We start from the raw sequence: 13,479 nt of genomic DNA on the forward strand, positions 1-13,479 counted from the left end.
CTGGCGTAACAACCGGATTGCGACAGAATCACCTGCACCGGGTGGTGGTGTAGCAGACTCGGGAGGAATCCAAGGCAATCACCAACGGGAGCGAAGCCATGAATCTGGGGGATCTGACCGGCCTCGTCGAGAAGCCGTTCGCCGCCGTGTCCAACCTCGTCAACACCCCGAACTCGGCCGGTCGCTATCGACCGTTCTACCTGCGCAACCTGCTCGACGCCGTGCAGGGCCGCACCCTGCGCGAGTCCGTCGACGACACCATCACCTTGATCACCGGCGGATCGTCGGGCATCGGTGAAGCGGCGGCGAAGAAGATTGCGGCGGCCGGCGGCGAGGTGGTCCTGGTCGCGCGGACGCAGGAGAACCTGGACAAGGTGGCCGACGACATCCGCAGCGACGGCGGCATCGCGCACGTCTACCCCTGCGATCTGTCCGACATGGACGCCATCGCGGCGATGGCCGACAAGGTGCTGGCAGACCTCGGTGGCGTCGACGTGCTGATCAACAATGCCGGGCGGTCGATTCGACGTTCGCTCGCGCTGTCCTACGACCGCATCCACGACTACCAGCGGACCATGCAGCTGAACTATCTGGGCGCCGTGCAGCTGATACTCAAATTCATTCCGGGCATGCGGGAACGAGGATTCGGGCAGATCATCAACGTGTCCTCGGTCGGTGTGCAGACCCGGGCGCCACGTTTCGGCGCCTACATCGCCAGCAAGGCCGCATTGGACAGCCTCTGCGACGCACTGCAGGCCGAGGTCGTCGACGACGACGTCAAATTCACCACCGTGCACATGGCGCTGGTCCGGACCCCGATGATCAGCCCCACCAAGATGTATGACAAGTTCCCGGCGCTCACACCGGACCAGGCAGCCGGCGTGATCACCGACGCGATCGTGCAGCGGCCGCGACGGGCCAGTTCGCCCTTCGGACAGTTCGCGGCCCTGGCCGATGCCGTCAACCCCGCAGTCATGGACCGCGTGCGCAACCGGGCCTTCAGCATGTTCGACGACTCGTCGGCCGCCAAGGGAGACGAATCCGACAGCGGCGCAACGAATTTCGACAACCGAAGCGAGACGTTCGTGCGGGCCACCCGCGGGATCCACTGGTGAGGCGATCATGAGTCTTCCGAAACCGAACAACCAGGCAGCCGTCGTCATCACCGGCGCCTCCTCCGGCATCGGCACCGAACTGGCCCGCGGCCTGGCCCGGCGCGGCTACCCGCTGGTGCTCGTCGCACGCCGCAAAGAACGCATGGACGAGCTTGCCGACGAACTGCGTGGGCAGTACTCGGTCGGCGTCGACGTGCAGCCGCTCGACCTGTCGGACTCCGCGGCACGCGAAAAGTTGGCGCACCGGCTGCGCACCGAACCGGTCGCCGGTCTGTGCAACAGCGCCGGCTTCGGCACCAGCGGCATCTTCCAGGAACTGCCGATCGAGCGGGAGTCCGAGGAGGTCGTCCTCAACTCGCTGACGCTGATGGAACTGACGCATGCCGCGTTGCCCGGAATGGTCGAACGGGGCGCCGGCGCGGTGCTCAACATCGCATCGATCGCGGGTTTCCAGCCGATGCCGTACATGGCGGTCTATTCGGCCACCAAGGCCTTCGTGCAGACGTTCTCCGAGGCTGTGCACGAGGAACTGAGCGGCACCGGTGTGTCGGTCACCGTGCTGTGCCCGGGCCCGGTGCCCACCGAGTGGGGTGAGATCGCCAACGCCGAGCGATTCAGCATCCCCATCGCGCAGGTGTCGCCGCACGATGTCGCCGAGGCCGCCATCGCCGGAATGGTCGACGGGAAGCGCAGCGTGGTACCCGGGATCGTGCCCAAGGCCGTCAGCATCGGCGGCCGATACATGCCGCGCACCCTGCTGCTGCCCGGCCTGCGTCTGGGTAACAGGCTCCGCGGCGGCCCGAGCCACTGATGGCAGCCGTGGACGTCAAAGCCGACGTGCCGATGAGCCCGCAGGACATGTGGGATCGCGTGTCCGATCTGTCCGAACTCGGCGACTGGCTGTCGATGCACGAGGGATGGCGCAGCGAGCTTCCCGACGAGCTGAGCGAAGGCATCGAGGTCGTGGGCGTCGCGCGGGCCAAGGGGTTTCGCAATCGGGTGACGTGGACGGTGACCACCTGGCAGCCGCCGCAGCGGGTCGCGCTGTCGGGATCCGGCAAGGGTGGCGCGAAATACACGGTGACGCTCACCGTGTCGCCCACCAAGCGGGGGTCAAACCTCGGCCTGCGCCTTGAGCTGGGCGGACGAGCGCTGTTCGGTCCGGTGGGCGCGGCGGCGGCTCGTGCGGTCAAAGGCGACGCCGAGAAGTCGCTGAAGAAGTTCGTCGAGCTGTATGGCTAGCGGCTCGCCGCCGTCAACATTCCACGGAGCAGGCATGTTCCCGGTAGCCTGGCCGGATGTTGCGGGGGGCTGAAGAAGCCACTGCGACCGGTTCCCGGGGCGTCTTCGGCTGGATCGGTGTGGTGGTCGTGCGGTGGCCGTGGGCGGTCATCGGGGCTTGGATTGCGCTCGCCGTCGTGTTGTCGATGATCTTTCCCTCGCTGACCGAGATGGCCGAGCGGCGGCCGGTGGCCATCCTGCCGCCCGAAGCCCCGGTGCTGCAGACGACGCGGCAGATCTCCGAGGCGTTTCACCAGTCCGGCTCCGAGAACGAAAACGTCTTGCTGGTGGTCCTGACCGACGAAAACGGACTCGACCCGTCCGACCTGAGCACATACCGCACCTTGGCGGACAACCTGCGTCCCGACACCCGCGACATCGTGATGCTGCAGGACTTCGTCGCGACGCCGGCCCTACGCGACGCGATGACCAGCAAGGATCACAAAGCCTGGTATCTGCCCATGGTGCTCTCCGGTTGGGTGGGCACGCCCGAACTGCATGCGGCATACGGTCGGGTCGCCGACATCGTCAAGAAATCCGTCGCCGGGAGCACGCTGACGGCGCACCTGACCGGTCCCGCGGCCACCGGCGACGACATGATGTTCATCGGTATCAAGGACATGCACGCGATCGAGGGCGCCGTCGTGCTGATGGTCCTGATCATCTTGTTCGTCATCTATCGAAACCTGGTCACGATGATGTTGCCGCTGGTCACGATCGGTGTCTCGGTCGGGGTAGCGCAGTCGGTGGTGGCGGGCGTCGCCGAACTGGGCTTGGGCGTTTCCAGCCAGACGATCACGTTGATGACGACGATGATGGCGGGCGCCGGAGTCGACTACGCCGTGTTCCTGATCAGCCGCTACCACGACTCGTTGCGGCAGGGCATGCCTTCTGACCAGGCCGTCGTCCGAGCGTTGACCTCCATCGGCAAAGTGATCGCCGGGTCGGCGGCCACGGTGTCGATCACCTTCATGGGCATGGTCTTCACCCACTTGGGCTCGTTCCGGAATGTCGGTCCGTGTCTGGCGATTTCCATTGCACTGGCGTTTCTGGCCGCGGTGACGTTCCTTCCGGCGCTGATGGTGCTGGTCGGAAGGCGTAATTGGATCAAGCCACGTCGCGACGTGGCCACCCGTTTCTGGCGGCGACTGGGAATACACATCGTGCGCCGGCCCATAAGTCATCTGGTCGGCAGCCTCGTCGTGCTGGCCATTCTGGCCGGCTGCGCGTTCCTTGCCCACTTCAATTACGACGACAGCAAGACGCTGCCGCAATCGGTGGAGAGCGCGGTCGGCTATCGCACGCTGGGTCGCCATTTCCCTTTGAACGCAACGATTCCCGAATATCTCGTCGTCCAGTCGGAACAAGACTTGCGCAAGCCGGCGAATCTGTCTGCGCTGAATCAGCTGGAACAGCGAGTTCGCCAGATGCCCGCTGTCGCAGCCATTCACGGCGCCCCGGTACCCAAACCGAAATCGTCTGACAAGTCCGACAGCGAAGTGAATGACTCGTGGACCGATTCGGCACTTGACGGAGGAAAAAAGGACAAATCGAACGACGACGGTGCCGGGTCCTTCCCCAACGTCACGAACCTGCTTTACTCGGTCGGCGCGACGGGCAACGCTGCCGCCGACCTCGGCCTGCCCGCCATCCCGGGCATGGCGCAGGTCGACGTCGGTGATGACACCACCAATTTCGTCAACACGGTGCGTGGCATCGGCTTCGCCATGTCGGTGGACATCGCGGAAATCGCCAACACGGTCAACGGCGCACCGGTGACGGTGCTGGACGTCGTCGCCGTCACCGACCGTGACGGCGGAGCTTTGAAGAAGCTTTCCGATTTCGCCGGGCAGCTGGAGTCGCTGCCCGACGCCGACAACATCGAGTCGGCGGCGCGCAATGTGCGCCAGATTCTCGACAACGTCATCACCGACCTTCGCACGCTGGGCAACGACGGCGCCCACGAGAACGAACGCCCTACGCCCCCGCCGCCCGACCCGCATAACTACGCCGACGCGATCAAACAGATGATCGACCAGGTCAAGGATTTGATGAAGCAAACCGCGCACACCGGCGGGGGATTGACGAGCGCGTTGACGTCGTTCATCTCGCCCGACGGACACACCGCGAGATACCTGGTGCAGACCAATCTCTACCCCTTCGGCACCGGCGCGATGGATCAGATTCGTCAGATCACCGACACCGCGCGCGGGACTCACCCGGAGCCCGCATTGACGGGGGCGTCGATCTCGGTATCCGGTATCACCGCGATGCTCCGGGACACCCGCGCGTACTACTTCGAGGACATCAGCCTCATCGTCGTGATGACGATTCTGATCGTGTTCGTCATTCTGGTCATGATCCTGCGGGCCATCGTCGCGCCGCTGTATCTCATTGCGTCCGTGGTGATCTCGTACCTATCGGCGTTCGGCATCGGCGTCGTCGTCTTCCAGTTCCTGCTGCACGAGGAGTTGACCTGGAGCATCCCAGGTCTGACGTTCATCGTCTTGGTCGCCATGGGCGCCGATTACAACCTGTTGCTCATTTCCAGGCTTCGAGAAGAGTCTCCGCACGGCATACGTTCGGGCGTGATCCGCACGGTGCGGTCGACCGGCGGCGTGATCACCGCGGCGGGCGTCATCTTCGCCGCCTCGATGTTCGGCATGCTGCTGGCCAGCATCAGCACCCTGGTGCAAGCGGGCTTCATCATCGGGGTCGGGCTGCTGTTGGACACCTTCTTGGTGCGGACCATCACCGTGCCGGCGATCGCCGTGCTGTGCGGGAAGGCCAACTGGTGGCCGTCGCGACCGCTGCCGCCCCCGCCGCCGCAGCGCCCGGAGCCGATTCCGGTGCCCGAGTCCGAGACACACTCCGCGACACGCCGGGAACACGTCGGTGTGCAGCCATAGACTGGCGTCCCTATGAGTCAGTCCTTCGTGCACCTGCACAACCACACCGAATACTCGATGTTGGACGGTGCGGCGAAGGTCGCCCCAATGCTCGCCGAAGCACAGCGGCTGGAGATGCCCGCGATCGGGATGACCGACCACGGCAACATGTTCGGGGCCAGCGAGTTCTACAACGGGGCCACCGCGGCGGGGATCAAGCCGATCATCGGTATCGAGGCGTACATCGCGCCCGGTTCACGCTTCGAGACCCGCCGCGTTCTGTGGGGTGACCCGGGGCAGAAGAGCGACGACGTGTCCGGCAGCGGCTCCTACACGCACATGACGATGGTCGCCGAGAACGCCACCGGGTTGCGCAACCTGTTCAAACTGTCGTCGCTGGCGTCCTTCGAAGGCCAGCTGGGCAAGTGGCCGCGGATGGACGCGGAGCTGATCGCCGAGCACGCCGCCGGCATCATCGCCACCACCGGCTGCCCGTCCGGGGAGGTGCAGACCCGGCTGCGGCTCGGACATCACCGTGAGGCCCTGGAAGCCGCCGCCAAGTGGCGGGAGATCTTCGGGCCCGAGAATTTCTTCCTGGAGTTGATGGACCACGGGCTGTCCATCGAGCGCCGGGTGCGCGACGGCCTGCTGGAAATCGGTCGCACACTGAACATTCCGCCGCTGGCCACCAACGACTGCCACTACGTCACCCGCGATGCCGCGCACAACCACGAGGCGCTGTTGTGCGTGCAGACCGGCAAGACTCTCTCGGACCCCAACCGGTTCAAGTTCGACGGCGACGGCTATTTCCTCAAGTCGGCCGCCGAGATGCGGGCGATCTGGGACGGTGACGTCCCGGGCGCCTGCGACTCCACCCTGCTGATCGCCGAGCGGGTCACCTCGTACGCCGACGTGTGGGCACCGTGCGACCGGATGCCGGTCTTCCCGGTGCCCGACGGACACGACCCGTCGTCCTGGCTGCGCCACGAAGTCGACGCGGGCCTGCGACGCCGGTTCGGTGACGCGCAGCCTGACGGCTACGCACAGCGGGCCGCCTACGAGATCGAAGTCATCTGCGACAAGGGTTTTCCGTCGTACTTTCTGATCGTCGCGGACCTGATCAACTACGCGCGCTCGGTCGACATCCGGGTCGGCCCGGGCCGCGGCTCGGCCGCCGGCTCGCTGGTGGCCTACGCGCTGGGCATCACCGACATCGATCCGATCCAACACGGGTTGCTGTTCGAGCGGTTCCTCAACCCCGAGCGCGCGTCGATGCCCGATATCGATATCGACTTCGACGACCGCCGGCGCGGCGAGATGGTGCGCTACGCCGCCGACAAATGGGGACACGACCGCGTCGCCCAGGTCATCACCTTCGGCACCATCAAAACCAAAGCGGCGCTGAAGGATTCTGCCCGTATCCACTACGGGCAGCCCGGCTTCGCGATCGCCGACCGCATCACCAAGGCATTGCCGCCGCCGATCATGGCCAAAGACATTCCGCTGTCGGGTATCACCGATCCCAACCACGAGCGCTTCAAGGAAGCCGCCGAGGTCCGCAGCCTGATCGACACCGACCCCGATGTGCGGACCATCTACCAGACCGCCCGCGGCCTGGAAGGTCTGATCCGCAACGCCGGAGTGCACGCCTGCGCGGTGATCATGAGCAGCGAGCCGCTGACCGAGGTGATCCCGCTGTGGAAGCGCCCGCAGGACGGCGCGATCATCACCGGCTGGGACTACCCGTCGTGTGAGTCGATCGGGCTGCTGAAGATGGACTTCCTCGGCCTGCGCAACCTGACGATCATCGGCGACGCGATCGGCAACATCAAGGCCAACCGGGGGATCGACCTCGACCTGGAGTCGCTCGCACTCGACGATCCCGCCACGTTCGAATTGCTAGGCCGTGGCGAGACTTTGGGAGTTTTCCAGCTGGACGGCGGGCCGATGCGCGACCTGCTGCGACGCATGCAGCCGACCGGATTCGAAGACATCGTCGCCGTCCTCGCGCTGTACCGGCCCGGCCCGATGGGCATGAACGCGCACAACGACTACGCTGACCGCAAGAACAACCGGCAGGCGATCAAACCGATCCACCCCGAACTCGAGGAGCCCCTGCGCGAGATCCTCGCCGAGACCTACGGCCTGATCGTGTATCAGGAGCAGATCATGCGTATCGCGCAGAAGGTGGCCGGCTACTCGCTGGCCCGAGCCGATATCTTGCGCAAGGCGATGGGCAAGAAGAAGCGTGAGGTGCTCGAGAAGGAGTTCGAGGGCTTCTCAGAAGGCATGCAGGCCAACGGATTCTCGGCCAAAGCCATCAAAGCGCTGTGGGACACCATCCTTCCGTTCGCCGACTACGCGTTCAACAAATCGCATGCGGCCGGCTACGGGTTGGTCTCGTATTGGACGGCCTACCTCAAGGCCAACTACCCGGCCGAATACATGGCCGGGCTGCTCACCTCGGTCGGTGACGACAAGGACAAGGCCGCGGTCTACCTGGCCGACTGCCGCAAGCTCGGGATCACGGTGCTGCCGCCGGACGTCAACGAGTCGGGGCTGAACTTCGCCTCGGTCGGCGCCGACATCCGCTACGGCCTGGGCGCGGTGCGCAATGTCGGCTCGAATGTTGTTGCCTCGCTGATCAACACCCGCACGGCGAAAGGCAAGTTCACCGATTTCTCCGATTACCTCAACAAGGTCGACATCGCGGCGTGCAACAAGAAAGTCACTGAATCGCTGATCAAGGCAGGAGCTTTCGACTCGCTCAAGCATCCTCGCAAGGGTCTGTTCCTGGTGCACACCGACGCCGTCGAGTCGGTGCTGGGCACCAAGAAGGCCGAGGCGATGGGTCAGTTCGACCTCTTCGGTGGTGACCCGAACGACGGGGGAGTCGGTGCCGACTCGGTGTTCACCATCCGGGTTCCCGACGACGAGTGGGACGACAAGCACAAACTCGCGTTGGAGCGCGAGATGCTGGGCTTGTATGTGTCCGGTCATCCGCTCAACGGGATCGCGCACCTGCTGACCAGCCAGGTCGACACCGCCATACCCGCGATCCTCGACGGCGATGTCGCCAACGAGACCATGGTCAAGGTGGGCGGCATCCTGGCGTCGGTCAACCGGCGGGTCAACAAAAACGGAATGCCTTGGGCGTCGGCGCAATTGGAAGACCTCACCGGCGGTATCGAAGTGATGTTCTTCCCGCACACCTATTCCGCTGTCGGTGGCGAGATCGTCGACGACGCGGTGGTACTGGTCACGGCCAAGGTGGCGATCCGCGACGACCGGATCGCTTTGATCGCCAACGACCTTGTGGTGCCCGACTTCTCCAACGCGCAACTGAACCGGCCGCTGGCGGTGAGCCTGCCGACCCGGCAATGCACGATCGACAAGGTCAGCGCTCTCAAGCAGGTGCTGGCGCGTCACCCCGGCACGTCGCAGGTTCACCTGCGGCTGATCAGCGGGGAGCGGACCACCACCCTCGAGCTTGACGCGTCGCTGCGGGTGACGCCGTCCCCGGCACTGATGGGCGACCTGAAGGCGCTGCTCGGCCCCGGCTGTCTGGGCGGCTAGCTCGGCTTCTCAGAAGCGGTACCGCAGGATCCGCGCCGTGCGGGCACCGGATTTGGTCATGCCCATCAACCGGGTCGATACGCGGGCCGCCACGGGATACAGGTCGATCTCCGGGGCGTGCGACAGGCTGGTCTCCTCGACCAGCCGCAGACGCGGGCTCCAGCTCTCCGGGACGTGCGGGTCGGAGAAACCGCGGTATGCCCACTGCGTTCCGACGGCACTGAAGACGATCTTCATCGCGGCGATGTTGAGCCGGCCGACCCGACCGTAGTCGTTCATCGCAATCTCACCGGAGCTGAAGTACTCCGGAATACGGCGGAACAGCGTGACGACCACCGACTCGGGCAAGAACGCCAGCAGGCCGTCGGCGATCAGCACGGTGGGCCGGTCCGACGGGATCTGATCGGTCCAACTGTCGTCGGTCAGCGATGCTGCCACCGAGTGGGCTTGCTCACCCTCAGGCACCAGTTCGTCTCGGAGCGCAATGACATTCGGCAGATCGACGCTGTACCAGTCCACCGTTGGCGGCGGCGCGACCCGCATCATCGCCGTTCCCAGTCCCGCACCCAGGTCGACCACGACAGCGTCGGGATGCTCGGCGACGAAACGGCGTACCCGGTCGTCGAGCATCTTGGCTCGCAGCGCGGTCTGGCGAACCGCGCTCGACGGCACACCCATGGCGTCGAAGTCGTAGGCGATCTTGGAGACGATGTCGTCGGCCAGCGTGTCGCCGAGTATCGGCGTGGGCCAACGGCTGTCGAGTGCGCGGGCGTATTGGGTGACGAACGCGGTCAGCTCGACGGGCGTCAACCGGCTGATCGCGTTTCCCATACCGGCAACGTAGCGCAGGACTAGCCTCGGTGAGCGTGAGCGATTCGAAGATGAGCATGCCGACCACCATGTGCGAGGCATTTCAGCGGTCCGCGGCCGTGAAACCGGATGCCGTCGCGCTTCGCACGCCGGGCGACACCCAGACGATGACCTGGCGGGAATTCGCCGCGGGAGTACGACGTGTCGCGGCCGGGCTGGCCGGTATCGGGGTTCGCCACGGCGACACGGTGTCGCTGATGATGGCCAACCGGATCGAGTTCTACCCGTTGGAGGTCGGCGCACAGCACCTCGGCGCCACGTCGTTCTCGGTGTACAACACGCTGCCCGCCGAGCAATTGACCTACGTGTTCGGCAACGCCGGAACCAAGGTGGTGATCTGCGAGGAGCAGTACGTCGACCGGATCCGGGCCAGCGGTGCGCCTATCGAACACATCGTCTGCATCGACGGTGCGCCGGACGGCACCATGTCGCTCGATGAGCTGTACGCGGCCGCTGCCGAGGATTTCGATTTCGACGCCACCTGGCGCGCGGTGCGACCAGACGACGTGATCACCCTCATCTACACCTCTGGGACGACGGGAAATCCCAAAGGCGTCGAGATGACACATACCAATCTGCTGTTCGAAGCCGCCGCCTTGGGCGCCGTTCTCGACGTCCGCCCGGATGACCGCACCACGTCGTATCTGCCGTCGGCCCACATCGCCGACCGCATGATGGCGCTGTACAACCAGCAGCTGTACGGCACCCAGGTCACCGTGGTGTCCGATGTTCGCGAGATTGCGGCGGCCCTGCCCGACGCGCGGCCGACGGTCTGGGCGGCTGTGCCTCGGGTGTGGGAAAAGCTCAAAGCGGCAATCGAATTCGCGGTCGCCCACGAACAAGACGACGTGAAACGTCAGGCGCTGCAATGGGCAATGTCGGTCGCGGGGAAACGCGCCGCGGCTATGCTGGCCGATCGACCGCTGCCCGACGACGTTGCCGCCGAATGGGCGCAGGCCGACGAGTTGGTGCTGTCCAAGCTCCGGGAACGGCTCGGACTCGACCAGCTCAGGTGGGCCGTGTCGGGCGCGGCGCCGATCCCGCGGGAGACGCTGGCCTTCTTCGCCGCAATCGGCATCCCGATCGCCGAAGTCTGGGGCATGTCGGAGCTGAGTTGTGTTGCCAGCGTAAGCCATCCGCGCGAAGCGCGACTGGGAACCGTCGGCAAGCTGCTGCCCGGCCTGGAATCCATGATCGCCGACGACGGCGAATACCTGGTGCGGGGCCCGCTGGTGATGAAGGGCTACCGCAAGGAGCCGGCCAAGACCGCCGAGGCGATCGACGCCGACGGCTGGCTGCACACCGGCGACATCTTGGACGAAGACGCCGACGGCTTTCTGCGGATCATCGACCGCAAGAAGGAATTGATCATCAACGCGGCCGGCAAGAACATGTCGCCGGCCAACATCGAGAACACCGTCAAAGCGGCCTGCCCGATGGTAGGCGCGATGGTGGCGATCGGCGACGGGCGCCCGTTCAACACCGCGCTGCTGGTCTTCGACGCCGATTCGGTGGGCCCGTACGCAGAACGGCACGGACTGGCCGACGCGTCGCCGGAGGCGTTGGCCGCCCACCCCGAGGTGCTCGCGCAGATCTCCGCGGGGGTGGCTGAGGGCAACTCGAAGTTGTCGCGGGTCGAACAGATCAAACGGTTTCGCGTGCTGCCCAACCTGTGGGAGCCCGGTGGCGACGAGATCACGCTGACGATGAAACTCAAGCGCAAGCCGATCATGGCCAAATACGCCGCGGAGATCGAGGAGTTGTACGACAGCGAACCGGGTCCCGAGATCCATCAGCCGAAGGGCGCGTCAGCGACGCAACCGGCGTGACCTCAGCTGGCCTTCCGGCGCGTGCGATGGGCGCTGACGGCCGTCGCCAACCCGCTGTGCCGCACACCGTCGCCCGCGACCGCGAGGTCCGATTGCCGGGCGCGATTCCGAAACTTGTTCTCCGAAGCCGTCTCTGGGGCATCATCGGCGGTGGCCGCAAGAACCCCGACCGGCAGAGCCAGTTTGCAGATGGTGCGCACCGTGAGTAGGTACTGGCGGATGAAAGAACCTGTCGTGTAGGGCAAGTCGTACTTGTCGCACAACGCCTGCACCCGGCCGGCGATCTCGGGCAGGCGATTACTCGGCAGGTCGGGGAAGAGGTGATGCTCGATCTGGTAGCACAGGTTTCCACTCATGAACGCCAGCACCGGCCCGGCCCGGAAGTTCGCGGTGCCCAGCATCTGCCGTAGATACCACTGCGGCTTCGTCTCGTCATCCAGGACCGACGCGGTGAACTTCTCCGCCCCGTCGGCGAAGTGGCCGCAGACGATCACGATGTAGGCCCAGGCATTGCGCAGCCCGTTGGCCACCACGGTGGCTCCGAGTGCGCGGCGCCAGCGCCGGCGGCCCAGGGCGGGGAAGATCACGTAATCCTTGACGGACTGGCGGATCATCTTGCGGAACATTGTCTTTTTGTGGGCCGATTTTGCGGCTTGTGTGGTTTCGCGTTCCTGCATCGAGTACAGGTCGTGAAAGGCCACACCCCATTCGAAGGCGGCAGCCAGCAGGACCGCGCGCAACGGTTGGAACAAGTTGCCCGGCCGCCACTCCTGTTCGGGGGTAACCCGCAAAACTCCGAAGCCGAGATCATCATCCACGCCGATGACGTTCGTGAACATGTGGTGCCGATGATTGTGCGAGGACATCCAGTGCGACGAGGGACCGACCATGTCCCATTCCCAGGTCGCGGAGTGGATCTCCGGATCGTTCATCCAGTCCCACTGACCGTGGCTGATGTTGTGGGCCAGCTCCATGTTCTCGATGCATTTCGCCGCAGCCAGCGCAACGGTTCCGACAGCCCAGCCGCCTTTGGTTTTGCTCGCCAAGATGATCAGCCTGGCCGCCACCTCGAGGCCTCGTTGCAGGGCGATGGCGCGGCGGATGTATCGGCGGTCCCTGGTGCCGCGCGACGTCTCGATGTCGCAGCGGATTGTGTCGAGCTCGGCCGCGAGCGCGGCGACGTCCGCGTCGCTGAGATGGGCGTATTCGGGTACCTCGGCGATTGCCATCCAGGCTTACCGGACCCGAGTCGGGTCGCCCGGTGGGTCTGATCGCACGGGGGCGCGCATCGGCCAGCTGGACGGCTGGAGCATCTGCTTTACCCCCTGCTTGACGGCTCTGCGCCGTGCGTCTGACGGTAGATGGTCGACGTCGCTCGCAGACTCTACACGGCACGGATCGCGGGAAGGTCACCTCGAGATCTCGGTGAGCTCGGCCGCCAGGTTTAGGGTGAGGTATGCCACTCGAAGGTGAATACGCTCCCAGCCCGTGGGACTGGTCCCGCGAACAAGCAGATAAGTACGCCGAATCCGGCGGCACCGACGCCGCGGACATGAAGGGCAAGCCGATCATTCTGCTGACCACGGTCGGCGCCAAAACCGGGAAACTCCGCAAGACGCCACTGATGCGTGTCGAGCACGACGGTGAATACGCCGTCGTCGCATCGCTGGGCGGAGCGCCGAAGAACCCGGTCTGGTACTACAACATCGCCAAGAATCCTCGCGTCGAGCTGCAGGACGGCAGCGTCACCCAGGACTACGACGCCCGCGAGGTCTTCGGCGACGAAAAGGCGGTTTGGTGGGAGCGCGCCGTCGAGGCTTGGCCGGACTATGCGGACTATCAGCAGAAGACCGACCGCCAGATTCCGGTGTTCGTGTTGACCCCTGTGCAGTGAATCCGCAGTTTGGTGGCACCATTGAC

The 13,479-nt window shown here is 65.1% G+C and carries 9 protein-coding genes; 7 read left to right on the forward strand and 2 right to left on the reverse strand.

Features of this window, described 5'->3' with window-relative positions; all coding sequences use genetic code 11:
- Positions 1 to 98 precede the first annotated feature (98 nt).
- Genes G6N27_RS02860 through dnaE form a run of 5 tightly spaced genes read left to right on the forward strand, consistent with a single transcriptional unit; the run spans position 99 to position 8,860 of the window.
- Entirely contained in the window at positions 99 to 1,115 is a 1,017-nt protein-coding gene (locus G6N27_RS02860; protein ID WP_163774988.1) for an SDR family NAD(P)-dependent oxidoreductase, read from the forward strand.
- A 7-nt stretch (positions 1,116 to 1,122) separates the two neighbouring features.
- A complete protein-coding gene (locus G6N27_RS02865) occupies positions 1,123 to 1,926 on the forward strand; it encodes an SDR family NAD(P)-dependent oxidoreductase (protein ID WP_163774989.1) in 804 nt (267 codons plus the stop codon).
- The gene (locus G6N27_RS02870) at positions 1,926 to 2,357 is read left to right on the forward strand and encodes a type II toxin-antitoxin system Rv0910 family toxin (protein ID WP_163774990.1); all 432 of its coding nucleotides are present in this window, start codon (positions 1,926 to 1,928) and stop codon (positions 2,355 to 2,357) included. The genes G6N27_RS02865 and G6N27_RS02870 overlap by 1 nt, the downstream gene beginning before the upstream one ends.
- Positions 2,358 to 2,413: 56 nt before the next feature.
- Complete coding sequence (locus G6N27_RS02875; protein ID WP_163774991.1) at positions 2,414 to 5,305, forward strand: MMPL/RND family transporter; 2,892 nt, start codon at positions 2,414 to 2,416, stop codon at positions 5,303 to 5,305.
- A gap of 12 nt (positions 5,306 to 5,317) precedes the next feature.
- The gene (dnaE, locus tag G6N27_RS02880) at positions 5,318 to 8,860 is read left to right on the forward strand and encodes a DNA polymerase III subunit alpha (RefSeq protein ID WP_163774992.1); all 3,543 of its coding nucleotides are present in this window, start codon (positions 5,318 to 5,320) and stop codon (positions 8,858 to 8,860) included.
- Positions 8,861 to 8,869: 9 nt separating this feature from the next.
- On the opposite strand, the gene G6N27_RS02885 is transcribed toward dnaE, so the two are convergent.
- The gene (locus tag G6N27_RS02885) at positions 8,870 to 9,691 is read right to left on the reverse strand and encodes a class I SAM-dependent methyltransferase (RefSeq protein ID WP_163774993.1); all 822 of its coding nucleotides are present in this window, start codon (positions 9,689 to 9,691) and stop codon (positions 8,870 to 8,872) included.
- 50 nt (positions 9,692 to 9,741) lie between these two features.
- Here G6N27_RS02885 and fadD11 point away from each other — a divergent pair, with 50 nt between their 5' ends.
- A complete protein-coding gene (gene fadD11, locus G6N27_RS02890; protein WP_163781247.1) occupies positions 9,742 to 11,559 on the forward strand; it encodes a fatty acid--CoA ligase FadD11 in 1,818 nt (605 codons plus the stop codon).
- A 2-nt stretch (positions 11,560 to 11,561) separates the two neighbouring features.
- Here the strand turns inward: fadD11 and G6N27_RS02895 are convergent, their stop codons facing one another.
- Positions 11,562 to 12,788, reverse strand: coding sequence for a fatty acid desaturase family protein (locus G6N27_RS02895; RefSeq protein WP_163774994.1), 1,227 nt, complete (start codon positions 12,786 to 12,788; stop codon positions 11,562 to 11,564).
- A gap of 227 nt (positions 12,789 to 13,015) precedes the next feature.
- On the opposite strand from G6N27_RS02895, the gene G6N27_RS02900 reads away from it, so the two are divergent.
- Positions 13,016 to 13,453: a nitroreductase family deazaflavin-dependent oxidoreductase gene (locus G6N27_RS02900; RefSeq protein ID WP_163774995.1), complete on the forward strand. Its 438-nt coding sequence runs from the start codon at positions 13,016 to 13,018 to the stop codon at positions 13,451 to 13,453.
- The last annotated feature ends 26 nt before the right edge of the window (positions 13,454 to 13,479 follow it).

It is taken from the genome of Mycobacterium cookii, from assembly GCF_010727945.1.
Classification (GTDB): Bacteria; Actinomycetota; Actinomycetes; order Mycobacteriales; family Mycobacteriaceae; genus Mycobacterium; species Mycobacterium cookii.

Excerpts from the sequence above, each read along its gene's own strand:
- G6N27_RS02860 (WP_163774988.1), top strand. The coding sequence starts at position 99 with ATGAATCTGGGGGATCTGACCGGCCTCGTCGAGAAGCCGTTCGCCGCC.
- G6N27_RS02865 (WP_163774989.1), top strand. The coding sequence starts at position 1,123 with ATGAGTCTTCCGAAACCGAACAACCAGGCAGCCGTCGTCATCACCGGC.
- G6N27_RS02870 (WP_163774990.1), top strand. The coding sequence starts at position 1,926 with ATGGCAGCCGTGGACGTCAAAGCCGACGTGCCGATGAGCCCGCAGGAC.
- G6N27_RS02875 (WP_163774991.1), top strand. The coding sequence starts at position 2,414 with ATGTTGCGGGGGGCTGAAGAAGCCACTGCGACCGGTTCCCGGGGCGTC.
- dnaE (WP_163774992.1), top strand. The coding sequence starts at position 5,318 with ATGAGTCAGTCCTTCGTGCACCTGCACAACCACACCGAATACTCGATG.
- G6N27_RS02885 (WP_163774993.1), bottom strand. The coding sequence starts at position 9,691 with ATGGGAAACGCGATCAGCCGGTTGACGCCCGTCGAGCTGACCGCGTTC.
- fadD11 (WP_163781247.1), top strand. The coding sequence starts at position 9,742 with ATGAGCATGCCGACCACCATGTGCGAGGCATTTCAGCGGTCCGCGGCC.
- G6N27_RS02895 (WP_163774994.1), bottom strand. The coding sequence starts at position 12,788 with ATGGCAATCGCCGAGGTACCCGAATACGCCCATCTCAGCGACGCGGAC.
- G6N27_RS02900 (WP_163774995.1), top strand. The coding sequence starts at position 13,016 with ATGCCACTCGAAGGTGAATACGCTCCCAGCCCGTGGGACTGGTCCCGC.